The organism is Pseudomonas sp. MWU16-30316 (assembly GCF_020515645.1).
In the GTDB taxonomy this organism is placed as follows: Bacteria; Pseudomonadota; Gammaproteobacteria; order Pseudomonadales; family Pseudomonadaceae; genus Aquipseudomonas; species Aquipseudomonas cerasi.
The window spans coordinates 864,849-887,876 of sequence record NZ_JAIZAZ010000001.1 but is presented as its reverse complement, the minus strand read 5'-3'; the positions used below and the strand labels follow the sequence as shown (position 1 = coordinate 887,876).

At 59.1% G+C, this 23,028-nt stretch carries 28 protein-coding genes; 13 read left to right on the top strand and 15 right to left on the bottom strand.

Annotation, left to right across the window (positions count from 1 at the left end; translation table 11 throughout):
• Positions 1-218: 218 nt before the first annotated feature.
• The gene (locus LCH65_RS04130; protein WP_003363351.1) at positions 219-527 is read left to right on the top strand and encodes a PepSY domain-containing protein; all 309 of its coding nucleotides are present in this window, start codon (positions 219-221) and stop codon (positions 525-527) included.
• A 93-nt stretch (positions 528-620) separates the two neighbouring features.
• On the opposite strand, the gene LCH65_RS04125 is transcribed toward LCH65_RS04130, so the two are convergent.
• From LCH65_RS04125 to LCH65_RS04090, 8 genes are all read right to left on the bottom strand, one after another.
• A complete protein-coding gene (locus LCH65_RS04125; RefSeq protein ID WP_003431049.1) occupies positions 621-1,784 on the bottom strand; it encodes a PQQ-dependent sugar dehydrogenase in 1,164 nt (387 codons plus the stop codon).
• A 55-nt stretch (positions 1,785-1,839) separates the two neighbouring features.
• Positions 1,840-2,160, bottom strand: a complete 321-nt coding sequence (locus LCH65_RS04120) for a hypothetical protein (RefSeq protein WP_024663710.1) — start codon at positions 2,158-2,160, stop codon at positions 1,840-1,842.
• A gap of 230 nt (positions 2,161-2,390) precedes the next feature.
• Positions 2,391-3,575 (bottom strand): ATP-binding protein, encoded by a 1,185-nt coding sequence (locus tag LCH65_RS04115; RefSeq protein ID WP_060708108.1) that lies wholly within the window; start codon positions 3,573-3,575, stop codon positions 2,391-2,393.
• A gap of 113 nt (positions 3,576-3,688) precedes the next feature.
• Positions 3,689-4,876: a PAS domain-containing sensor histidine kinase gene (locus tag LCH65_RS04110; protein ID WP_003363358.1), complete on the bottom strand. Its 1,188-nt coding sequence runs from the start codon at positions 4,874-4,876 to the stop codon at positions 3,689-3,691.
• Positions 4,866-5,687: an alpha/beta hydrolase gene (locus tag LCH65_RS04105; RefSeq protein ID WP_129484847.1), complete on the bottom strand. Its 822-nt coding sequence runs from the start codon at positions 5,685-5,687 to the stop codon at positions 4,866-4,868. The genes LCH65_RS04110 and LCH65_RS04105 overlap by 11 nt, the downstream gene beginning before the upstream one ends.
• Positions 5,688-5,976: 289 nt before the next feature.
• A complete protein-coding gene (locus LCH65_RS04100) occupies positions 5,977-6,414 on the bottom strand; it encodes a nucleoside deaminase (protein ID WP_044309772.1) in 438 nt (145 codons plus the stop codon).
• Positions 6,415-6,445: 31 nt separating this feature from the next.
• Positions 6,446-6,946, bottom strand: coding sequence for a hypothetical protein (locus LCH65_RS04095; RefSeq protein WP_003349900.1), 501 nt, complete (start codon positions 6,944-6,946; stop codon positions 6,446-6,448).
• 133 nt (positions 6,947-7,079) lie between these two features.
• Positions 7,080-8,093 carry an ABC transporter substrate-binding protein gene (locus LCH65_RS04090; RefSeq protein WP_044309771.1) on the bottom strand — a complete coding sequence of 338 codons (1,014 nt, stop codon included), beginning with the start codon at positions 8,091-8,093 and terminating at the stop codon, positions 7,080-7,082.
• 120 nt (positions 8,094-8,213) lie between these two features.
• Here LCH65_RS04090 and LCH65_RS04085 point away from each other — a divergent pair, with 120 nt between their 5' ends.
• Entirely contained in the window at positions 8,214-8,624 is a 411-nt protein-coding gene (locus LCH65_RS04085) for a GNAT family N-acetyltransferase (RefSeq protein WP_003363364.1), read from the top strand.
• 24 nt (positions 8,625-8,648) lie between these two features.
• Here the strand turns inward: LCH65_RS04085 and def are convergent, their stop codons facing one another.
• The 3 genes from def to LCH65_RS04070 form a co-directional block, all read right to left on the bottom strand.
• Entirely contained in the window at positions 8,649-9,188 is a 540-nt protein-coding gene (def, locus tag LCH65_RS04080) for a peptide deformylase (RefSeq protein ID WP_226439182.1), read from the bottom strand.
• 50 nt (positions 9,189-9,238) lie between these two features.
• Positions 9,239-10,207 (bottom strand): YihY/virulence factor BrkB family protein, encoded by a 969-nt coding sequence (locus tag LCH65_RS04075; RefSeq protein ID WP_003363368.1) that lies wholly within the window; start codon positions 10,205-10,207, stop codon positions 9,239-9,241.
• Between the two features lie 226 nt (positions 10,208-10,433).
• Positions 10,434-10,625 carry a CsbD family protein gene (locus LCH65_RS04070; RefSeq protein WP_003363370.1) on the bottom strand — a complete coding sequence of 64 codons (192 nt, stop codon included), beginning with the start codon at positions 10,623-10,625 and terminating at the stop codon, positions 10,434-10,436.
• Between the two features lie 220 nt (positions 10,626-10,845).
• On the opposite strand from LCH65_RS04070, the gene LCH65_RS04065 reads away from it, so the two are divergent.
• Positions 10,846-11,226 (top strand): hypothetical protein, encoded by a 381-nt coding sequence (locus LCH65_RS04065; protein WP_003363371.1) that lies wholly within the window; start codon positions 10,846-10,848, stop codon positions 11,224-11,226.
• 93 nt (positions 11,227-11,319) lie between these two features.
• Here the strand turns inward: LCH65_RS04065 and LCH65_RS04060 are convergent, their stop codons facing one another.
• Positions 11,320-11,721 carry a DUF2177 family protein gene (locus LCH65_RS04060; RefSeq protein ID WP_003363373.1) on the bottom strand — a complete coding sequence of 134 codons (402 nt, stop codon included), beginning with the start codon at positions 11,719-11,721 and terminating at the stop codon, positions 11,320-11,322.
• Positions 11,722-11,865: 144 nt separating this feature from the next.
• Here LCH65_RS04060 and LCH65_RS04055 point away from each other — a divergent pair, with 144 nt between their 5' ends.
• Positions 11,866-12,498, top strand: coding sequence for a DsbA family oxidoreductase (locus tag LCH65_RS04055; protein ID WP_024663706.1), 633 nt, complete (start codon positions 11,866-11,868; stop codon positions 12,496-12,498).
• 69 nt (positions 12,499-12,567) lie between these two features.
• Here the strand turns inward: LCH65_RS04055 and LCH65_RS04050 are convergent, their stop codons facing one another.
• Positions 12,568-13,404, bottom strand: a complete 837-nt coding sequence (locus LCH65_RS04050; protein ID WP_226439181.1) for a S1-like domain-containing RNA-binding protein — start codon at positions 13,402-13,404, stop codon at positions 12,568-12,570.
• Between the two features lie 306 nt (positions 13,405-13,710).
• On the opposite strand from LCH65_RS04050, the gene LCH65_RS04045 reads away from it, so the two are divergent.
• From LCH65_RS04045 to LCH65_RS04030, 4 genes are all read left to right on the top strand, one after another.
• Entirely contained in the window at positions 13,711-13,899 is a 189-nt protein-coding gene (locus tag LCH65_RS04045; RefSeq protein ID WP_002554403.1) for a hypothetical protein, read from the top strand.
• Between the two features lie 167 nt (positions 13,900-14,066).
• Entirely contained in the window at positions 14,067-14,579 is a 513-nt protein-coding gene (locus LCH65_RS04040; RefSeq protein ID WP_226439180.1) for a hypothetical protein, read from the top strand.
• 144 nt (positions 14,580-14,723) lie between these two features.
• The gene (locus tag LCH65_RS04035; protein ID WP_003363380.1) at positions 14,724-15,452 is read left to right on the top strand and encodes a TorF family putative porin; all 729 of its coding nucleotides are present in this window, start codon (positions 14,724-14,726) and stop codon (positions 15,450-15,452) included.
• Between the two features lie 69 nt (positions 15,453-15,521).
• Entirely contained in the window at positions 15,522-16,385 is an 864-nt protein-coding gene (locus LCH65_RS04030) for a DUF6279 family lipoprotein (RefSeq protein WP_003363382.1), read from the top strand.
• Positions 16,386-16,639: 254 nt separating this feature from the next.
• On the opposite strand, the gene LCH65_RS04025 is transcribed toward LCH65_RS04030, so the two are convergent.
• Positions 16,640-16,942: a hypothetical protein gene (locus LCH65_RS04025; protein ID WP_003349651.1), complete on the bottom strand. Its 303-nt coding sequence runs from the start codon at positions 16,940-16,942 to the stop codon at positions 16,640-16,642.
• Positions 16,943-17,126: 184 nt separating this feature from the next.
• Positions 17,127-18,464 (bottom strand): DEAD/DEAH box helicase, encoded by a 1,338-nt coding sequence (locus tag LCH65_RS04020; protein WP_003431067.1) that lies wholly within the window; start codon positions 18,462-18,464, stop codon positions 17,127-17,129.
• Positions 18,465-18,752: 288 nt separating this feature from the next.
• On the opposite strand from LCH65_RS04020, the gene LCH65_RS04015 reads away from it, so the two are divergent.
• Genes LCH65_RS04015 through LCH65_RS03995 form a run of 5 tightly spaced genes read left to right on the top strand, consistent with a single transcriptional unit; the run spans position 18,753 to position 23,021 of the window.
• The gene (locus LCH65_RS04015; RefSeq protein WP_054082152.1) at positions 18,753-19,430 is read left to right on the top strand and encodes a thermostable hemolysin; all 678 of its coding nucleotides are present in this window, start codon (positions 18,753-18,755) and stop codon (positions 19,428-19,430) included.
• On the top strand, positions 19,420-20,901 hold the full coding sequence (locus tag LCH65_RS04010; RefSeq protein WP_226439179.1) for an AMP-binding protein: 1,482 nt from the start codon (positions 19,420-19,422) through the stop codon (positions 20,899-20,901). The genes LCH65_RS04015 and LCH65_RS04010 overlap by 11 nt, the downstream gene beginning before the upstream one ends.
• The gene (locus LCH65_RS04005; RefSeq protein WP_044309765.1) at positions 20,898-21,587 is read left to right on the top strand and encodes an iron-containing redox enzyme family protein; all 690 of its coding nucleotides are present in this window, start codon (positions 20,898-20,900) and stop codon (positions 21,585-21,587) included. The genes LCH65_RS04010 and LCH65_RS04005 overlap by 4 nt, the downstream gene beginning before the upstream one ends.
• Positions 21,574-22,383, top strand: a complete 810-nt coding sequence (locus LCH65_RS04000) for an SDR family oxidoreductase (protein ID WP_058416707.1) — start codon at positions 21,574-21,576, stop codon at positions 22,381-22,383. The genes LCH65_RS04005 and LCH65_RS04000 overlap by 14 nt, the downstream gene beginning before the upstream one ends.
• Positions 22,380-23,021, top strand: coding sequence for a tetratricopeptide repeat protein (locus LCH65_RS03995; protein ID WP_054082148.1), 642 nt, complete (start codon positions 22,380-22,382; stop codon positions 23,019-23,021). The genes LCH65_RS04000 and LCH65_RS03995 overlap by 4 nt, the downstream gene beginning before the upstream one ends.
• Positions 23,022-23,028 lie beyond the last annotated feature (7 nt).

Here is a 23,028-nt window from a genome sequence, read left to right as displayed (position 1 = left end):
TTTTTCAACCTTTACGTGACGCTCTGCCTGTAAACGAAGTGCAGGGGAAAACTTTACTTGCGAATCGGCAGAGCGAGACCGGCTTCATAACGTTTCGCACACTTGAATAATTAAGCGTGAATTAAGTAAGCGCGGATAATCTGAGTTCAACAAAACCGCTGAACCAATCAGCCTGTGATGAATCCATCAAGACAGATCAATCAGAAAGGAAATACCCCATGAAACTTATGCCTGCCGTTTTCGCCGCTGTTGCCCTCACTGCTGTTGCAGGTGCCGCCCAGGCTGACGTTGGTCCCGATGAAGTGATCCGCCTGTACAAGTCTCAGGCGCTGGGTGACTTTGAACAGTTCAACAAGAACGCTGTTGCCAAGCACCAGGGCTTTACGGTCAGCGATACCGAGCTGGAAAAAGACCGCACCGGCCGCCTGATCTACCAGATCGAACTGAAAGACGCCAAGGGTGTAGAGTGGAACTACGACGTCGATGCCAAGACAGGCGAAGTGGTACGTGACGCAAAGGATAATTGATCCGACGGCTTTAACGGTTACCACCGCAAGCAACTCATAAGAAAATTCCCACAACATTGTGGGAATTTTCTTTTTCAAACGATTAATAGTTTATTACTGAGCCAAGCCGACTTTCAGCAGGCTTCCCTTATCGTCGTCGGTCAACAGATACAAGTAACCGTCCGGCCCCTGACGCACATCACGTATGCGCTGTTTCATGTCTTTCAACAGACGCTCCTCATGAACGATCTTGTCATTCTCGAACTGCAGCCTGATCAACTCCTCAGTGGCCAGCGCACCGATGAATACACTGTGATCCCATGCCTTGAAAAGGCTGTGGTCATAGAACGCCATGCCACTCAAGCCCGGCGACACTTCCCAGACCTGGAACGGAATTTTGGTTCCTTCGACAACCTTGCCCTTGGACTCCGAAATCGGCTGACCCGAGTAGTCGATACCGTGGGTCGCGATCGGCCAGCCGTAATTCGCGCCACGTTCGATGATATTCAACTCATCACCGCCCTTGGGACCATGCTCGTTGGTCCACAACGTCCCGGTCCAGGGATCCAGCGCGGCCCCCTGCTGATTACGATGGCCATAGGACCATATCTCGGGGCGTACGCCCTTCTGGCCCACGAACGGATTGTCTTTCGGTACGCTGCCGTCCGGATAGATGCGCACAATCTTGCCCTGCAGCTTGTCCAGATCCTGCGCAGTGGGGCGCTGATTGTTCTCGCCCAGCGCAATGAACAGGTAACCGTCGCGATCGAAGACCATCCGCGCGCCGAAGTGGTTGCCCACTGACAGTTTCGGTTCCTGGCGGAAGATGACTTCGAAGTCTTCCAAGCGGGTCATGTCTTTGGACAGGCGACCACGCCCTGCGGCAGTGCCGGCGGTATCACCCTCGGCGGCGGTCTTGCCGCTGCCCTCGGAATAGGTCAGATACACCATGCGGTCCTTGGCGAAATCCGGTGACAGCACGACATCAAGCAGACCGCCCTGCTTCTGCGCCCAGACTTGCGGCACCCCGGAAAGCGGCGCAGACAATTTGCCATCCGCCGACACCACGCGCAGGTTGCCGGAACGCTCTGTCACCAGCATGCCTTGCCTGTCAGGCAGAAAGGCCAGCGCCCACGGATGATCCAGACCTTCGACAACAGGCGTCACCGTGACGGTGCCCAGTTCGCTTTTGTAGGTTTCCGTAGCGGCGCTGGCCGTCAATGGCAGGCTCAGAATGGCTGCAGTACACAATGTCGCGATCAGGGTTTTTCTAAGCATGAGCGTTTCCTTATGCATTGAGTCGACGTCCACACGGGTTCGCCGGGTTGAAAATTCAGTTGCTGCGCTTGGGGTCGATTGTCGGTGTAGAAGGACGTGGCGTGTTCTGGCGCGTGGGGTAGCCGTTGCCGATGCCACCGTTTTCCAGGGTAGGCTTGCGCACCGGCGGCGTGATGTTGGGGCCACGAGACGGGGGCACGCTGGACTCGGTGCCCTGGCGACTGTTGGGGTTGGCACGGTGGATCGGGCTGTTATACGGGTTGCTGCTGGCACCGTTGTTGAGGGTGCTGTTGGGCAGCGTCTGCGCCTGGGCTGCGCCGATGCTGCATGACGCAACAAGCACGCCCCCGACAAGATTGCGCACAAAACTGTTCATCACTACCTCTGGGCAAGGTGAAAACTTCGGAGTAACCGTGAAGGCTCAGGCCTTTGATGGCAACCCGAGCCTCAGGTTCGACGCGACACTGCCGATGAGCAAGCAAAGCGATGGACGAGTTTGTAACAAGGATGGTCAGGGCTGTCGCAACCGAACGACGCGACGGCCTGCAGCGCGAGGTTTTCCGGAGGCGGGCAGCCTGCGCTCAGGCGTTGGCTGACGCAGAATGCTTACGCAGACTTTAACGGCATGCTGAAGGTAAAGACCGTGCCCTGCTCACGCGTGGAGCACACCTCTAGCGTACCTCCATGAGCAATGGCGATCTCACTGGCGATGTACAGACCCAGTCCGAGCCCGGCTTGCGGCTCATCGGTGATGGGTCTTGAGTACGGCAGGAACAGTTGCGCACGAACCGATTCAGGTATCGGCTCCCCCTGATTGGTAACGCTGAGTACAAACAGCTCGTCATGCACACCTGCCGTCACTTCGACCGGGCTCTCGGCATCGCCATGACTGATCGCGTTGGACACCAGATTGGAGAGCAATTGCGCGATCCGCTCGTGATCGCAGCGGATACGCTCCAGCACGCCTATGTCCGAATGAATCGGCCGCGACGGATGAACACGCTGCACCTCGGAAATCACATGCTCCAGAGTTTTATCCAGGCCGTGCGCCTCATGGATACTGAGAGGAATGCCGTGGCCCATGCGGCCTCGGGCAAAATCGAGCACGTCATCGACCAACTGCGAAGCACGCTGGCCAGAGGTCAGGATGTGTTGCACAACCTGCAGGGCCTTTTCATCCAGCGGACGACGCAACAGCAATTCGGCACTGGCATTGATGGCAAACAGCGGGTTGCGCAGGTCGTGCCCCAGCACGGCGATAAACTGCTCGCGCAGCTCAGCCACCTCACGTTCGGCGAGCAGGTCTTCACGCGCCTGTTGCAGGTTTTCCTCGGCCTCGATCTGCAGCGCCAGAAGACGTGCGAACGACACCATCATTGCCTCGATGGGCGTACCGGTCAGCTTTGCAGGCTTGGGATCCAGCGCGCAGATGGTGCCGAAAAAAGAGCCGTCGGAGAGAAAGATCGGCACCGAGATATAGCTCTGAAAGTTGTACAGACGTGGAGTGTCATGCGTACAGAACAGCGGATCCTCAGCGACATGATCAATCACCACAGCCTTGTGGGAGTTGCGAATCTCATGGCAGATGGTGCTGCTTACGTCCAGTTCGCCGCCAGGTTTCAAACCGAAATCGAGCGTGTCCAGAACCGCACAGGCCGTCCAGGTATTTTCGGTTACACGCGCCACGGCGGCGAACCCCAGCCCTGTGGATTCGGCAATGACCTGCAGGATGGCCGGCACCGCACTGATCCGACTGATCGTGGCCACATCATTTGAAATGGATCGCCGCATGTAGAACCTGTATGAGCCTTGATGTGATGACGCAGCACGCTAGTTTAGGACTGTAACGATTTTTCTGCACCCGTGAATAACACGGGTTGATCGGCAATCTGCATGAAACCTGATCAAACCTCGGATTTCGCCGGGGGACGCGGAAACGCCACCGTGAACGTCGTGCCCTCTTCAGCCGAAGAACGAACCGTCACATCGCCCAGATGGGCTCGAACGATCTCGCGCACGATAAACAGGCCGAGCCCGACTGTACGGGTCTCGTCACTGTCGCTGACCACGCGTACGACGGGCTCGTAGAGGTCGTCTACTTTTTCCATCGGTATCGGCTCACCGACGTTGTGCACCGACAGTTTGATCATCCAGGTGTCGAACGACGACGTAATCAAAACCTCACCGTCGTCGGTGCCGTAATTGATGGCATTGCTGACCAGATTGCCGAGCATCTGCAGCAGGCGGTCAGGATCAGCCGAACATGCGCCCTGCCCTTCGCTGCGATGGGTCAGCACCCGATCCGGGAAAACCTGGCGCAGCTCTTCGACGCCGCGGGCGACCACTGCGTGAAAATCGACAGGCTGAGGAACGACGGTAATGCCGCTGCCCACGCGGGCGTGAGTGAAATCCAGCAGATCGACAATCATGCGATCGGCACGGTCGGTGGAATGATTGATGTGTCCCAGAATCCGCTCCTGGCGCGACTCAAGCGATGTGCGCTCCAGCAGTCCGGCAGCCATCTTGATCGCGGCCAGCGGGTTGCGCAGGTCGTGGCTGACGATGCCAATCATCTGTTCGGCAAAAATAGCCCGGATCTCCGCCTCGGCATGCGCCAGACGCAAGCGATTGCGCGCCGAAGTCAGCTCGCTCTGCACGGTCATCTGCTGTTGCAGGAGCTCTTCGGCGATCTTGCGGGCCGCCAGCAGTTCGCGCTCGTACTTGTTGCGCTCTTCGGCCAGGAACACGGCCACTTCATGCAGATACCCCGACGGGTACTCGCGGCGTACGGCATTGAGCATCATCGGAATGGGGCGGCCATCGGCATGAATCAGCTCGACCTTGACCTCGGCAATTGAACCTTGCGACTGCAGCGTAGGCGCCCAGTGAGTCTGCAGAAAGGCCTTGCCTGCCAGGCTCAGCAGATCCTGAAAGCGGCGGCCCACCACGGCGTCGCGCTCCAGACCCAGCCATCGGCAAAACGTCAGATTGGCGCGCTCGATGGTGCCGTTGGGCAGCGTGATCAACAAACCACAGGGCGCCTGTTCATAGAGCTCTTCGGTGGCGGGCAGGCTTACCTGTTCAACGGTCATGTGCGGCGCTCTCGTAAGAGGCCAGAAACTGATTCATGGCAGTAATGCATTCCTGTGCTGCGCTCATGTGCGGGTAATGCCCTACGTTGTCGATCATGTGCAGGGTACTGTCGGCGATGACACGGTGCAGGTACTCACCCACCTCGACCGGCACCACCATATCGTCGCTGCTTTGCAGAATGAGTGTTCTGCTCTTGAGTTGCATGACATCGGCACGATGGTCGGATAAAAACGTCACGCGGGCAAACTGTCTGGCGATCTCGGCATTGGTGCGACAGAAACTGTTGGCGAGCTCTTCGCTCAGCTCAGGCTGGTCCGAGGCGCCCATGAGCGTCGGCGCGATGGTGCTGGACCATCCCAGATAATTGCTTTCCAGTGTTTCAAGCAACGAATCGACATCGGCGCGAGTGAATCCCCCCACGTAATCTGCCTCGTTGAGGTAATGCGGGGATGGGCCGATCATGATGTGGCCGTCGAAACGACCGGGTGACTGAAGCTCGGCAAGCACGGCAATCATGCAACTGACCGAGTGGCCGACATGCACAACCGGCCCCTGTGCGGCGAACTCGTTGACCACCTCCAGCAAGTCGGTTGCATAACCCTTGAGCGACGAATACTTGTGCGGATACCAGGCCGACACATCCGAATTGCCGTTGCCCACCAGATCGAACAGCACGACCTTGAAGCGCTCTGCAAAGTGCGGCGCCATAAAACGCCACATGTTCTGATCGCAGCCGAATCCATGAGCAAAAATCAGAGTGATCGGTCCGTCGCCCACAATGTTGACGTTGTTACGCTGCTGGACCGACATATCGGGCTCCGAAAATGGCCTGGTAAACGGCTGGGTATGCATACCGTGATAAAGATGGGAGGAGGTTATCACCGTTAAAGGCACATTAGTGGCACAAACCGCACTTTAAGGCAGGAGCCGAAGAAGATTAATGACGGGCAGTATTCTGAAGCAAGTCTGAACGTTGAGGGTATCAGGGAGGTGTCAGGCGACGAAGAGCGTCACGAACTGCATGCCAACGCGAGCATTGGCACGATAAGCAGTTAGATTTACGATGAGCGCGGAGCGTGGGGCTGATAAGACGCGGGATTCACTCGCCGATGTCTTCGTTCCACAGCTCGGGCTTGCTGGCGATGAAGCCCTGCATCATGTGCTTGCAATCATGGTTATCCAGCACGTCGATCTGCACGCCACGCGAGCGCAGCAGGTCTTCCTCGCCCATGAACGACTCATTCTCGCCGATGATCACTTTGCGAATGCCGTAGAGCAGAATCGCACCGCTGCACATCGCACAGGGCGACAGTGTGGTGTAGAGAACCGAGTCACGGTAGACACTGGCCGGCTGGCGACCGGCATTTTCCAGTGCATCCATCTCGCCATGCTTCGTCGCACTGCCCTCTTGTACACGACGGTTGTGGCCTCGACCGATGATTTTGCCGCCGTGGACGATGACCGAGCCGATAGGGATTCCGCCCTCCTTCAGCCCGAGTTGCGCCTCATCGAATGCTGCCTGCATGAATGCGTCCATGTTTTTTTGCCTCGTATCGTCAAAATAGCTGTCAGTGTTGCAGTGCGGCCTCGGCGTTGCCCAGCGCACGGCTGACAAATTGTCCCAGCAGTTCCGATGATCGGGCTTTCATATCGGTGCTGACCTGGGTGTTTCTGGCCCTGAATCTGTTCCCCAATGAAGGCGAATCCGCCCCCTGATTGAGCGAACGCAACTCCTCGGCGGTAAAGGAATGAGCATATGCGGCTGCCAGATTGCGGTCCCACTGCGCCTGATATTCCGGTTTCAGGCGCTGCAGTTCCTTCTGCACCAGTTCCTGGGCTTCAGTCTTGCCAACCGCCTGCACGATACCGGCAAACGTCGCAGTGCGCGAGGCGACCTGATACCCCAGCCAGGCGAGGCCTTCGCCCAGGTTTCGTTGTTCCACCAGCGCCAGCGCCATGTCGTCGGCCTCTTCGGCACTGGCCGGCTGCATCGCGTCCAGCGACAGACAGGCCAACAATGCCAAGCAAGTCTGCCACGTGCCGCGCGAGCCCCGAACGTGACCAGTCATGACGCCTCCCGAGCATCGATCGACCCAGACATGAACTTATCAGCTCGGTGACGCTTTACCACTCGGCGCGTCGCATACCGGTCATCGATGCCGTTATCAGCTATGCGCCTCGTGTCATTCAGCAGGGCGTTAGTCAAAGACTGCTGCTGACCCGCTCGGCTACATCGGCAGGCAACCAGGCTTTCCAGACGTCGGGATGCTGCTTGAGAAAGCGTGCAGCCACGACCTTGGCATCCTCATGCTTGTCACTCATTTCACCCAGGGTCTTGTTCAGCAGGTCAATCGGGAAATCCACGCCTTTGAAGACACTCACCAGCTCAGGGTATTGCTTGCTGAATTCTGCCGACACGCCGATCGACAGGGTTGCCGCCAGCGAAGACGTGCCGCGCGGATTGGGGTTGCTGGCGTCGGTCAGGGTTTTCCAGGCTTCGGCATCAAAGGCTGGCTCGTCCAGTTTGATCAGCTTGTACTTGCCCAGCAACGGCGTAGGTGACCAGTAATAAAACAACACAGGCTTGCCGCGCCGGATAGCCGATGCGACCTCGGCGTCCAGTGCTGCGCCCGAGCCGGTGCGGAAGTTGACGAAACTGTCAGCCAGGCCATAAGCCTTGAGCTTCTGGGTGTTGACGATTTCCGAAGTCCAGCCGCTCGGGCTGTTGAGGAATCGGCCCTTGTCCGGCGACTCCGGGTCTTTGAAGACATCCTTGTAGCGTGCCAGATCCGCGACAGACTTCAGGTCCGGCGCCAGCGGCTTGATGCCTTTGGCGGCGTCGCCCTTGATCACGTACTCAGGCACCCACCAGCCTTCGGTCGCGCCTTTGACGATGTTGCCCAGGCCGAGCACCTTGCCTTCCTCTTCAGCCTTGACCCACACCGGGCTGCGTCCGGTCCACTCTTCGGCGATCACCTGAATGTCATTTTTCGCCAACGCGGTTTCCAGGCTGACGGTACTGCCGGGCAGTGTATCGGTCGGGTAGCCATAGCCCTTCTCGACGATGGTACGCAGGACTTCAGTAATCAGGCTGCCACTTTCCCAGGTCAGCGCGCCGAACTGGATAGGCTTGGTCTTTTCAGCCGCTGTCGCGGTCTGCCCAAGCAGGCCCAGCGCCAGAAGTGAACAGCCCAGTAGTCGTGTTATTGATTTCATGCTCACCTCAAATGGCGCGGAAGAAACGGGTCTGAAAGTATCGACACCAGCCAGCGCCGATTAGTTGTCACGGCTTGAGCCTCTGTATGATGCGAGGCCCCTGTTTAAAGCGCCGCCGCGATGTCCGAAATCCAGTTCTACCCGCTACCTGATGAATGTCGCCCGTTACTGGGCAAGTTCTACCGTCAGCACCAGTCGTCAATGCGCGCTGCCAGCAAGGGCCAGGCGTGGGTTGCAAGGCGGGCAGAAATCATCGGTGCGTTGTGCCTGACACCTGTCGCAGAGGGGCATTGGCTGACCGGGCTGTTCGTGGCGCCGGCGCTGCGCGGACAAGCCGTGGCGCAGGGCCTGATCGAAGCGGCATTGCAACCGCTGAACGGGCCGGTGTGGCTGTTCTGCCATCCGGATCTGTTGGGCTTTTACCAACGCTCGGGGTTCGAGACGGCACAGCGTCTGCCACAGGCACTGGGCGAACGATTCATGCGTTACAGCCGCAGCAAGCCGCTGGTCGCACTGTGCCGCGAAGCCTGACGGCTTCGCGACGAAACGCCACCATCACTCGTCGGCGTTGGGGTCCATGTCCGGAAACATCACGTCCATGAAGCCGAATTTGCTGAAATCGGTGATGCGCGACGGGTAAAGCCGACCGATCAGGTGGTCACATTCATGCTGGACGACCCGCGCGTGAAAACCGTGGGCAACGCGCACGATGGGCTGGCCTTGAGGATCGAAGCCTTCGTAACGAATGCTCTGATAACGGTCCACCATGCCGCGCAATCCGGGCACTGACAGACACCCTTCCCAGCCCTCTTCCAGCGTCGGGCTCAGCGGGGTAATCAGCGGGTTGATGAGAATCGTCTGCGGAACCGCCTCGGCCTGGGGATAGCGCTCGTTGCGCTCGAAGCCGAAAATCACCAGCTGCAGATCGATGCCGATCTGCGGTGCCGCCAGGCCCACACCGCCGACGCTGTGCATGGTTTCGAACATGTCGGCGATCAGCGTATCGAGCTCTCTGCTGCCGAACATGTCTGCGGGCACCGGAGGGGCGATACGCAACAGGCGCTCATCGCCCATCTTCAGGATGTTATGGATCATGACTGCCTGTCCCTTGCCGACTTAAAAGGCGATCTTGCCACAGAAAGCGATCAGGCTTCGTCCGCCTTCTGCAGCGGCACCGAATGGTCGCGGCCCAGACCGGAGACATGCTGCTTGCCTGTCTCGCTGCTTTCCTCGCCAAGGCCGTCGCCGGCTTCCTTCTCGCCTGCGTCCTTGCCTTCAGCGGACATGTGCTCGATCACCGCATTCATTTCCGCACCCAGCAACAGCACCGCCGCCGAAATATAGAAGTACAGCAACAGCACGATGATCGCGCCGATGCTGCCGTACATGGCGTTGTAGTCGGCAAAGGTCTTGACGTAAAAACCGAAGGCCAGGGAAGCGACGATCCACACCACCACGGCCAGCACCGAGCCTGGGGTGATAAAGCGAAACTCCTGTTTGACGTCGGGCATCACGTAATAGATCAACGCCACAGCGACCATCAGCAGGATAATGATCGCGGGCCAGCGCAGGATGGTCCACAGCGTCACGATGAAGTCTTCCATGCCGATCTGCGCGGCAATCCAGTTCATGACCTGCGGCCCCAGCACCATGAAGGCTGCTGCTGCCAGCAACATGCCGGCAATGCCTACAGTGTAGAGAATCGACAGCGGCAAACGCTTCCAGATAGGGCGTCCTTCGACGACGTCGTACGCAGCGTTCATGGCGCTCATCATCAGGCGTACACCTGCTGACGCGGTCCACAGCGCGATGACGATACCGATCGACAGCAAGCCACCCTTGGACTGCTGCAACTGGTCGATGACCGGGTTGACCTGCTCGAGGGCCTGCGGCGGCAAGAGGAACTCCGATTGCAGTCGCAACCAGGAGAAAAAGTCCGGCAGGTGCAGAAAGCCGATCAGCGCGATCAGAAACAGCAGGAACGGAAACAGAGAAAACAGCATCTGGTAAGCCAGTGCCGATGCATAGGTGGACATCTCGTCATCGAGGAATTCGTTGACGGTTCTCACCAGCACCTTGCCGACTTTCAATTTACGCAAATGGGGGAAAATCATGGCGCTTCCTCTCGCTCCCTTACTGGAAAACCCTACATCCTGAAAACCGGCATGTCATACATGACATATCGCGCTGACGGAGCCGATACGCGAATATCGATGGCACATTGACTGGACAGGCCATGAAAGGTTTCAGTCCCGCAGAGCAGAAAGCATAACGGCCATCCGTGGATGGCCGTTATCGGTAATGCCTGCTCCCGGCGCCAGGGCGCCGGAAACGATCGACTCAAGCCTTGTCCACGCCCTTCTTGATCGCGTCCTTGACTTCGCCTTTCGCCTGCTGGCCTTCGCCTTTCAGCTCTTGTACCTTGCCTTCAGCCCGCAGTTTGTCGTTGTCGGTAGCCTTGCCAACAGCCTGCTTGACGTTACCAACTGCTTCGTTGGCCATACCTTTGGCTTTATCGCTGGTGCTGCTCATCGGAAATCTCCTGGGTCTGAAGACCGCACTGGATCGGATGTCGTACTCGACAAAGGATTGACCTGTGCCGGTGGCGAAGAGTTTCAACTATTTTCCGGGCCGCTGTTGCCATTCATCTGCCGTGCATTGGGGCAGGTTTGCAGCAGAGTTTGTGCGAGAATGCGCGCCACCGTTGTCCGGCAGGGCCGACACGCTGAACACACCGATTCACAGGAACGTTATGAAACTCGATAAAAAGCTGGCCATTGCACGCAGAAACCAGGATCTGGGTGGCGCAGTGCTGGGCGTCAACAACACGCATTTCGCCGTGCTGGACCACAAACGAAACATCTGGTGGTTCGACCTGCCTGTCCCGCGCCTGCAAGTAGGTCAGTACGAGTGGCTGCACCTGTTGCTGCACACCCCTGAAACCGACCAGTTATTGCATTTGAAAGTGACCACGGTATTCATGCGCGACCACATGGAAGGCCTTGAAGTGCGCAATGCCGACAAGCGCAAACCGACCGTCAGCCTGGAACTGAGCGCCGACAAGGACTCTTTCCTCAAGGACATGCGCCCCAAGGGCAGCAACCTGAGTTTTGCCGGCTTCCTGCAGAAGTAGCTGTCAACGCAGCAGCAAAACAACTGCTGCGTTCCCGCACTGCACCGGGTGAACGTCGCGCGCCGGCAACGCTCATTCCGGCACACCGCCGCTTCAGGCGAATCGACGTACCGCCAGATAGCCCGCCGTACCGGCCAGCGCTGACACCACCGTGCCCCACGCATGATCGACCAGCGCCAGCTGCGCAGGCCAGCCCTGCAAGGTGGCCCAGTTGGTCAGGTCATAGGTGCCGTAGGCAATCAGCCCCAGCAGACCGCTGCACAATGTCGCGTGGCTCAGTCGTTGCGCTCTGAGCGCAGGCATGACGCCGAAAAACACCACCCCCGCTCCGTACAGCAGATAAAACGCGATGGCAGGTCCCAAGACCGGCGTATCGAGCATCATCGGTCCAAGCCATTCACGGTAGGTCGGCCCCATCAAAACGCCCAGCCACACTCCGTCGAGGATCAGAAACGCCAGTAATGTGCCGAAGTAAGCGATCAGTATTTTTTTCATGGCGCGTCCTTGATGAAGTTCCAGGGCCGGGAAAGCCCGCTTGAGGGTATGACCGACCAAAGGTAGACATTGATCCATCCACCTTCAGGACTTTTAAAAGGTTAAGGGAGTCAGTGTTAACTAGCGTTATGGAGTTTCAAGCACATGAACACTGTTGGTCCCCTGAAAATAGATGTCTGGAGCGACTACGTCTGCCCGTTCTGCTACCTGCAACTGGCCGTCCTGGAACAGCTTCAGCAAACCTACGGTGAACGGCTCGAATTCAATTGGCATGCCTTTGAACTGCGTCCTGACCCGCTGGCACTGCTCGACCCGAGTGCCGATTACCTGCGTGAAACCTGGTCTCGGTCAGTACTGCCGATGGCCGACAGGCGTCAGGTGATGATGAAGATGCCCAGCGTTCAGCCGCGCAGCCGCAAGGTTCTGGAAGCCGCGGCGTTTGCCAGGAATGCAGGAGGTTTTGAGGCGTTTCACAAAGAGGCTTACCGGGCGTTCTTCGAAAAGGGGCTGGATATCGGCGAGACGCACACGCTGCTCGACCTCGCCACCTCCACCGGGCTGGATCGGCAAGCGATGGAGCAGGCACTTAACGCCGGCCACTTCGAAAAGGACGTGATGGACGACCAGCAATTGGCGCAGAAGCTTGGGCTGAGGGCTGTGCCAGTCGTCCTGCTGCGACGCAGTGACGAGGCGCTGGAAGACGCCCGGGTATTCAACGGCACCTTGCCGTTCGATCGCTTGAGCCAGGAAATAGACGCGCTCGCCACCTGGGCCTGAGGTGCCGCGAGCTGCGTCGATTGCAGCTCACATCGATGACCTCACGTGCACCCAGGCTGCGATGCCGTATCAGACCAGCTCGATACGGTCGGCGTGAATAACGATCTGGCCCTGCTTGTACAACGCACCAATGGCCTTTTTGAAGTTGCCCTTGCTGACGCCAAACAGACCGCTGATGACCTGCGGATCACTTTTATCGCTGACCGGCAGCGTGCCGTCGTTCTCGCGCAGCTTGGCAAGAATCTTCGAATTCAGGCTGCTGGCAGCCTCTGCACCGACGGGCTGCAGGCTCAGGCTGATATTGCCGTCGCTGCGGATTTCCTTGATGTAGCCCTTTTCCTGCTTGCCGGCGCGCATGAACTTGAACACTTCGTTCTTGTGAATCAGGCCCCAGTGCTTGTTGTTGATGATGGCCTTGAAGCCCATGTCGGTCGCTTCAGCCACCAGCAGATCGACTTCCTGCCCCACGCTGTAGTTGGCGGGGGTCTTGTCCAGGTAGCGGTCCAGACGCGCAGTGGCGGTAATACGCCGTGTGTGCTTGTCGAGGTAGACGTGAACCACGCAGTAATCACCGGCCTGCAAGGTGCGCTTCTCTTCGGAGTACGGCAGCAACAGGTCCTTGGGCAGGCCCCAGTCGAGGAACACACCGATGCTGTTGACTTCAACCACCTTCAGGCTGGCGAACTCACCGACCTGCACCTTGGGTTTTTCAGTGGTGGCGAGCAGCTTGTCTTCGCTGTCCAGATAGACGAACACATTGAGCCAGTCTTCATCTTCCGTAGGAACGTCCTTGGGGATGTACCGATTGGGCAGAAGGATTTCACCGTCCTGCGCGCCGTCCAGATACAGACCGAAGTTCGTGTGCTTGACGATTTGCAAGCTGTTGTAGCGCCCGACTAAAGCCATTTCCAGATACCCTCATTACGTGGGCGGCATTCTACCCGACTTTGAGTCCGGGTTCGCGTTGCGTGGCAGAAGGTGTCGGCACAGCCTCCACTCGTCAGTTTCTCGGGTGCTCAGCGGCCTGCCCTGATGCGCAGCGGCGCAGCCTCTCATCGAAATTTTATATCTGAAAACAGACGGTTAGCGCTGTGTCAGACAAATCCACCAAGCCGACAAATACAGGCTCGGCTCGGGCGATTGCCACATTCACCAAGCAATAATCAAGCGTTTCCTGTACTCTGGCTGGCCGTATTACGTTTATGAAGGTAAATGGCAGCCATGCGTATCAAAGCATCCCACTCGAAAGCCAAACCCGCCCCAGCCGTTGAAACGAGCGACTCGATCAACGCGCAGATTGCAGCTTTCCTGAAGTCCGGCGGTGAAATCCAGCAAATTGCCAAAGGCGTGAGTGGCCAGACCTTCGCACCGTCCAAGCAGATCAATCTCGGTAAAAAGTAAAACCGCGCTCTGCCTGTCGATCTCTATGCGCCTTGACGCTCAAGGCGCTAGATTGACCATCCTTCGCTGGATATTCTTCCGGTCACGCTGCTACTCTCTCCTCTGATATCACTATGACCACGAGCTGGATCACGCTCTGGACGTTATCTTCTTTGTGGAATGCTCGAATGAAGAACTGGATGCTTTTCGGTGCACTTGTCTACCTTGGCGGCTGCGCGTCGCACCACTGCGAAAACGGCCCCAACGACAGTCAGCTCACCGACAGCCCTTGCCGGGCGGAGCACCTGCTCTATCAGAACGACATGCTGCAGGCCAAACTGCTGATCAGCGAAGACAACCGCGAAAACTATGAGCTGGCCGAAGCCATGCTGCGTCGTGCCGCACTTGACGACGCGTCGGGCGAAGCCGAGTTCTATCAGGCCGTGTTGCTGATTCGCCAGCAGGCCGACCAAAAGCAGATCATCGATTTGCTGCAAACCGCTGCGAAACACAAGCATCCGTTGGCCATTGCCCTGCTCTCCCAGCAACTGAGTGTCAGCGACCCAAAACTTGCTGAACGTTACCAGGCCGAATACGCCCAACTGGACGTCGCCAAGAGCGGCTACCCGTCGTTCGAGCAGGCGCTGTTGGTGATTCGCGGGCTGATCATTCCGTCTGCACGCACCACTGCGGCCAACTGACACACAACGGATCGACGAACGGTCCGCCCTCAGCTGATTTCGACGGTATGCTTGCGAGGCTCTAGCTCGCGGCTTGTGTCGGCTCCTGAGCCATTTTCGATACGCCATCCCTGACCACACTCCTCGCAGATCAAGGAGTGAGCCATGCTCAGCCATCGCTTACATGTGCTGTCTTTCAGCGCCATGCTTGTTTGTCAGTCCGTCTCTGCCCAGGTTCTGGAGCGGGATCTGGGCGATTTCGACCTGAAACTCGCCACCACGCCTACGCGCAGCATGGCCCAGGGTCTGGTGACGCCCACCGGCGGTTCCGGCTCCTTTCATGGCGGCCTGGACCTGACCCACGAGAGCGGTTTCTATTTCGGACAATGGGCACCCGACATGGGCCTGACCTCCGATACCGGGATGGAGCTTGATTCCTACATGGGCTTCAAGAAGCCGTTCGATAACACCCTTGGCTACGAGCTGGGGATGATTCGTTACAGTTACCCCGACACCAGCCAGATCGACAGCCACGAGTTCTACGCCGGTCTGCGCATGCTCAACAGCCGCATCGGCGCGGCCTTCAGCAACGATGTCGGCAGCCGCGACAGCACGGTATTCGTCGATCTGGGTGCCATCGAGCAACTGGGGGTCGGAGTGCGCATGCAGTACGCCAATCACCAGTTCGATACCCCGCAGTCCTCAGCCGACGGCGGATTGATCAACGGCTTCAACGACTGGTCGCTGAACCTGTCACGCCCCTGGCTGGGCATCGACATGAACCTCATCTACAGCGGCTCAAGCCTGAGCGGCGGCGATTGCAGCGTCTACAGCGGCCACAACGCGCGCTGTGAAGGGACGTTCACGCTCAAAGCGGTGCGTTCATTCTTTTAAAGGCCCAAACCGGTTGAACTGCCAGACGCTACACTCCTCTACTGCACGTCAGTACGCCAAGGAGATGTCATGCAGTCTTTATTCAAAGCATTCGTCACGCTGTTGATGACCGTTGCACTGCTCGCAGGATGCAATCAGGTAGGACTGGCGTATCGCAACCTCGACGTGATCATTCCGTGGACGCTCAGCGACTACCTGGACATGAATTCGGAACAGAAAAGCTGGCTGGACGTGCGCCTCAAACAGCATTTGAGCTGGCATTGCAGCACCCAGTTGCCGGAATACCTGACCTGGCTGGACAAGCTTGAAGACATGGTCAAGACCGACCAGGTGACTTACGAAGGGCTGCAAGCCCGTACCAGCGAAGCCAAAGAGGCGATCGCCAAGATCTCGAAGGAAATCACCCCGTCTGCCGTGGAGTTGCTGTCGCGCTTTGACGACAAGCAAGTGCAGGAGATGCAGGAGTCGTTCGCCAAGGACCAGCGCAAGCGCGAAAACAAGTACCTCGACCAGCCACTGGAGCGCCAGATTGCAGAGCGTGCCGACCGGATGGAGAAACGCGTGACGCCATGGGTCGGCAAGCTCAATCAGGCGCAGAAGGATCGCATTCAGGTGTGGTCTGCATCACTGGGCGAGCAAAACAAGGCGTGGATTGAAAACCGTACGCGCTGGCAGAACCTGTTCCTGGCCACGGTCCAGCAGCGTCAGGCCAGTGACTTCCCGCAGCGCATCGCCGCGCTGCTGCAGGACCGCGAGACGTTCTGGACCCCTGAATACCGCAAGGCCTACGACCAGACCGAGAAGGCTGCGATATCGCTGATCGTCGACATCACCGCCCTGAGCACCCCGGAACAGCGCGCCAAACTGCTGAGCCGCATCGCCGACATGCGCAAGGACTTCACCGACCTGGATTGCCTGAAGTCGCAGAAGTAGTCCGCTAGCCCTATCACCATGACTATCGTGCCCATGCTCTGAAGTGGGCATGCCGTTCCGGACGCTCTGCGTTCTGCCTTGAGTGCGCGGCGCAGGATCGTGACGCAGAGCGTCACCCAATGCATTCCCACGCTGGAGCGTGAGGAACGATGGTCATTTCAGCACAACGATGACTATCGTACCCATGCTCCGCGTGGGTATGCCGTTCCGGACGCTCTGCGTCCTCAGAATCGGCATGTGCAGTGTCAGCGGTTTCAGGCGATCTGCGGCTTTTTGGCGATGGTGTCGAAGAGCGCGGGGTCAAGGGGGTCGCCGGCCTGCTCATTGAGCACCTGACGGGGGTGATCATTCCCCGGAATGCTGCTGTCGATCAAAGCCAGCAGACTTGCGCCGCGCTTTGTCAGCATGTACGTCGAGCCATCTCCGCCTTCCTCGCGAGGACGCGGCTCGATGTAGCTGCGATTCAGCAGTGTCTCGAATTCAGTGGATGTCGATGGGGTGCCATTGTTCTGCACATCGTGCAACAAACGCTCGATAAGGTCCCAGTTATAAGTCATTTTTCTAAACCTCCGTCCAGCATGGAATGATCACCCATGACCTCCAGCCACGGGCATGCGACTCAAAGGGTGTGACCCGCGAGGTGTGTGACGGTTCAGAGAAGCTGGCGGACGGTGTAACGAGGCGTTGTCAGTACTGCAAAGAGGTCGATCGCTCCCGAATGCTCGGGAGCGATCACGGCAATCACTCGGCAGCCGGAGCCGGGGTGCTGCGTTTTTTCAGCGGGGCCATGCCGTCCTGGCTGACCAGGTCGGACTTGGGACGGTTGACCGTCTTGCGTTTGGTCGGCCCTTTGGCCGCGACCTTCTTCTTGTCGCCCTTCGCGTCGGTCTTTTTCTTCTTGACGCCTACTGCCTTGCCGGAGGCCTTGACCTTCTTCGGCCCGCCGTAGGTGCCTTTGACTTCCTTGATGACGCGACGCTCGAAGCTCTGCTTGAGGTAGCGCTCCACGCTCGACATCAGGTTCCAGTCGCCATGACAGATCAACGAGATCGCCAGACCGTCGCTGCCTGCGCGACCGGTACGCCCGACGCGGTGGACGTAGTCATCGCCGCTGCGTGGCATGTCGAAGTTGATCACCATGTCCAGACCTTCGACATCAAGGCCGCGAGCCGCCACATCGGTGGCGACCATGACTTTCGCGCCGCCTTGCTTGAGACGGTCGATGGCCGCCTTGCGGTCCTTCTGGTCCTTGTCGCCGTGCAGCACGAACGCCTTGTATTCCAGCGCCACCAGACGGCCATACAGACGGTCGGCCATAGCCTTGGTATTGGTGAAGATAATGGCTTTCTGGTAAGTCTCGTTGGCCAGCAGCCAGTTGAGGACCTGCTCTTTGTGCACATTGTGGTCGGCAGTGATGATCTGGTGGCGTGTGCCGGAAGCCAGTTCGCTGACGCTGTTCACTTGCAGGTGCTGTGGATCCTTGAGCACCTTGCCGATCATTTCCCGCAGGCCAGCGCCGCCGGTGGTCGCCGAGAACAGCATGGTCTGCTCACGACCGGCACATTCGCCGGCAAGACGCTCGACGTCTTCGGAGAAGCCCATGTCCAGCATGCGGTCGGCTTCGTCCAGTACCAGCACTTCAACGTGCTTGAGGTCCAGATTGCCTGCGTTCAACTGCTCCAGCAAACGGCCCGGCGTGCCGATCAGAATGTCCGGCACCTTGCGCAGCATCGCGGCCTGAACCTTGAAGTCCTCGCCACCGGTGATCAAACCGGCCTTGACGAATGTGAACTGCGAGAAGCGCTCGACTTCCTTGAGCGTCTGCTGAGCCAGCTCACGGGTAGGCAGCAGGATCACCGCACGGATGTCGACGCGAACCTTGGCCGGACCGATCAGACGGTTGAGGATCGGCAGCACAAATGCGGCGGTCTTGCCGCTACCGGTTTGCGCAGTCACCCGCAGGTCGCGCCCTTGCAGTGCGAGCGGAATGGCGGCCGCCTGCACGGGCGTAGGCTCGACAAATTTAAGCTCGGCCACAGCTTTGAGCAGGCGTTCGTGCAGGGCGAATTCGGAAAACACGGGTGCTACCTCGACGAAAAACAAAAATACAGCCGCATAGCGTAACGGTTTCGAGCGCCGGGGCCGAGTTTCTTTACCAACAAAGGCCGATTTTGTTTACCAACGGGCGCATAAAGGCCATTCGCAAGTTTGCCGGGCAACGCCGCAAACCCGCGCCTCGTGCCTCTCTTCCCCCCCTCTTGCGCGCAAAAAACCGAAGGTCGTGATTTCTTTTTCTACCTTCAGATTCGGTTAAGAAAGCGCTTCGATACTCCACCCTACTCGCTGACCGGGGGAGGAGCCTCGCCAATGCCTGATATCGATTCGAACATTCGTCTACCGCTGAGTTTTGGCAATGCCGGGGCCCCCACCCTGACCCTCTTCCGCGCCTTGGCGCATGAACAGCCGCGTGAGCCTCTGGAACGGTTCGTTCAGCAACAATTTCGCAAGGCCCACAACGCCGACGTCAGGCAATTCATGCCGGAGCTTTTCGGGCTTCAGGACGGCAGCGGCGCGCTGTGTGCGGTTGCCGGCATTCGTCACGCCAGCGCCGGCACATTGTTTCTGGAGAACTATCTGGATGCGCCCATCGAACAACAGGTCAACGCTGCAGCAGGGCGACTGATCGAGCGCCAGGGCATTGTCGAAGTCGGCAACCTGGCGGCCAGCAGTCTGGGCAGCGCCCGGCTGAGCATCATCACAGTGACCTGGTTGCTGGCGATGGGCGGTTTCGAATGGGTCGCCTTTACCGGCAATGCGGCGCTGGTCAACAGCTTCAATCGTCTGGGCCTCAATCCGGTCACGCTGTGCACTGCCGATCCGGCACGCCTGGGTGAAGAACGTCACACCTGGGGCTCGTATTACGACTCACGGCCCAGCGTGCATGTCGGCGACATCCGTGCCGGTTTTCTGCACCTGAGCAGCATGGGCATCTTCGAGCGCTTTGGACTGCCACAGACACTGGAGCCTGATAGCCATGTCGCATGAACGTGAAGCCTTTTGGCAAAAACTGCAGACGCTGGCCGATGAGCAGCCCCGGGCCATCGCCCTGCAAGGCGAAGACCGGACGCTGGATTACACCGCACTGATCGAAGAGGTTACGCAGCGCCGCGAACAATTGCGCGTCGCCAATGCGCGGATCGTGGCGCTGCTGCTGGACAACAGCCCCGACGCCCTGCTCTGGGACCTGGCCGTGCTGTTCGAAGGCCTGAGCTGCGTGGCGCTGCCGCCGTTCTTCAGCGCCGCTCAACGACAACACTGCCTGGAACGAAGCCAGGCGGACACGGTGATTACCGGATCGATCTTCGCCCAAGAGCTGCAGGCCTCTGATTACAGGCAACACGGCGCACTCTGGCAACGCCGCGCTGCCGAGCAACCGTACATGCCGGCGGGCACCGCCAAACTGACCTTCACGTCGGGCACTACGGGCACCCCCAAGGGCGTGTGCCTGAGCGCCGACAGCATCCTCAGGGTAGCTCGAGGGCTTCATGAAGCCAGTCAGTCGGTACACCCCGTACATCATCTGAGCCTGTTGCCGCTGGCGATCCTGCTGGAAAACATTGGCTGCTACGCGGCCTTGTATGCCGGCGCACGCATCAGCCTGCCGAGCCAGCAGGACCTGGGTATCCAGGGTGCCAGTGGCGTCGATGCGTCGCGTCTGCTGATGTTTTTACAGCAGCGCCGCCCGGACAGCATGATTCTGGTTCCGCAATTGTTGTTGCTGCTGGTGACGGCCTGCGAAGCGAGCGCGTTCGATGCGTCGATGCTGAGCTTCGCCGCAGTCGGTGGCGCACGCGTCAGCCTGGAGCTGCTGTCGCGCGCTCAAGCGGCAGGCCTGCCGGTCTTCGAGGGCTATGGCCTGTCGGAGTGCGCCTCGGTCATCACCCTCAATCAACCGGACGCCCAGCGTGCCGGCAGCGTCGGTCGCCCACTGCCACACATCTGGCTACGCCTGGCCGCTGACGGCGAAGTGCTGGTGGCCGGCAGTCCGATGCTCGGTTATCTGGGCGACACGACACCCGCACCGGCCTGGTGGCCTACCGGCGATCTGGGTGAGCTCGATGCTGACGGCTACCTGTACTTGAAAGGCCGCAAGAAACATCAGTTCGTGACCAGCTTCGGACGCAACGTCAATCCGGAATGGATCGAAGCCGAACTGACCCAGAGCCTCTGCATTGCCCAGGCGTTCGTGTATGGCGAGGCTCTGCCGTCCAACCACGCCCTGCTCTGGCCATCGCGCCCCGGCACCACTGACCTGCAGATCGACGAAGCCGTCAACCGGGCCAATCAGGCGCTGCCCGACTACGCCCGCGTCACGAGCTGGACCCGTCTCGACGAGCCTTTCAGCCCGGCAAACGGCTTGTCCACCGCGAATGGCCGGCCTCGCCGCGAGGCCATTCTTGAACGCTACCAAACCCTTTTCACGCCCTCCAACCTGACCCAAGGTGCCTTGTCATGAGCTTTTTTCAGACCCTGCAGGATGCGACCCAGGAACAACGCGAAACCCTGTTCAATCTGCCGATCATCCGCCAGGCAATGGCCGGCCAGGTCAGCCTGGAAAGTTACCGGGCGTTTCTGACTCAGGCCTACTACCACGTGCGCCATACCGTGCCGTTGATGATGGCTTGCGGCGCGAGGCTGCCGTCGCGCATGGAATGGCTGCGCGCGGCCGTCTGTGAGTACATCGAGGACGAATACGGGCATGAAAAGTGGGTACTCAACGACCTGCGTGCCTGCGGCGGTCAGGCTGACGCCGTGGAAAACGGCCAACCCGGCGCGCCTGTCGAACTGATGGTCGCCTACCTTTACGACCTGATCGCACGTGGCAACCCGGTGGGCCTGTTCGGCATGGTCAATGTGCTGGAAGGCACCAGCATTGCCCTGGCTACGCACGCAGCAGACAGCATGCGCAAAGGGCTCGGCCTTGGGCCAGAAGCGTTCAGTTACCTGAGCTCTCACGGCAGCCTGGACATCGGCCACATGGAAACCTTCCGAAAACTGATGGACAAGGTCGATGATCCGGACGATCAACAGGCCGTGATTCATGCATCGCGCATGGTTTACCGCCTGTACACCGAGATGTTTCGCGAGTTGCCGGGCGCTGCGCTGACCGTGCACAAGGGGTCCGATCATGCGGCTGCCTGACGCGCACGTCGTTCTCACCGGTGCCAGCGGCGGCATCGGTCTGGCAATCGCCGAGGCACTGTGCAGCCAGGGCGCCAAGGTGCTGGCAGTGTCGCGGCACGTGCATCCGCTGCGTCAGTTGCTCGAGTTCTACCCGGCCAACCTGCACTGGGTCGAGGCGGACCTGTGCACGGCACAGGGTCGTCAGCAAGTAGTCCGTGCGGTTGGCGCCGTGCCTGGCGTCAACCTGCTGATCAATGCGGCGGGCACCAACCATTTCGCGATGCTCGAGCAGCTGTCAGCCAGCGAAATCGATTCCATGCTGACCCTCAACGTGCATGCACCGATCCAGTTGACCAGCCTGATGCTGCCGGTGCTCAAGCAGGCCAGCGAAGCCATGGTGGTCAACGTCGGTTCTACCTACGGCTCCATCGGCCATGCCGGGTATGCCACCTACTGCGCCAGCAAGTTTGCGTTGCGAGGGTTTTCCGAAGCGCTGCGTCGCGAGCTGGCCGACACCCGGGTGGGCGTACTGTACGTCGCCCCGCGTGCCACCAGGACCAACATGAACAGCGCCGCAGCACAGGCACTGAACGACGCGCTGAGCTCGGCAGTCGACGACCCGCAAGACGTCGCCCAAGCGGTGCTCCAAGCCATTGCAGGTAACCGCAGAGAGCTTTACCTGGGGTGGCCGGAGCGTTTTTTCGTCAGGCTCAACAGCCTGTTGCCGACCCTCGTGGACCGCGGCCTGCGCAAGCATCTCCCGTTGATCCGCCACCACAGTTCACCCATTGCGCAAGAGAAGCACATACCATGAAAAGAATCGCTTTCGTCGTCATGAGCCTGATCAGCCTGCCGCTCTGGGCACTCGATGCACCCGACCAGCAACGTCTGGCCGGTATCCAGAAAGAATGGGCGCATATTCAGTACGGCCTGCCCGAGAAGCAGCGTGTCGACGCATTCGAGAAGCTGGCCACGCAAACCACGGCCTTCACTCAGGATCGTCCCGACGCAGCAGAAGCGTGGATCTGGTCGGGTATCGTCACCAGCAGTTGGGCCGGGGCACAAGGCGGCCTTGGCGCGCTGGGCAAAGCCAAACAGGCAAAGGCCGACCTGGAAAAGGCCATGACCCTCGACGCCAATGCCTTGCAAGGCTCGGCCTACACCAGCCTGGCAGCGCTGTATGACAAAGTCCCCGGCTGGCCGATAGGCTTCGGCGACTCGGCCAAGGCCGGGCAATTGCTGGAGCAGGCGTTGAAAATCAACCCGAACGGCATAGATACGCTATTTTTCTCGGCGCAACATCAGTTCGATCAAGGCAACTATGCTCAAGCACAGCAAGCCCTGAACAAGGCGTTGCAGGCAACCCCCCGTCCGGGCCGTGAAGAGGCCGACGCCGGGCGCAGGAAAGACATTCAGTCGCTGCTCGCCAGCGTGAACAAGAAGCTCAACTGACGGAGAG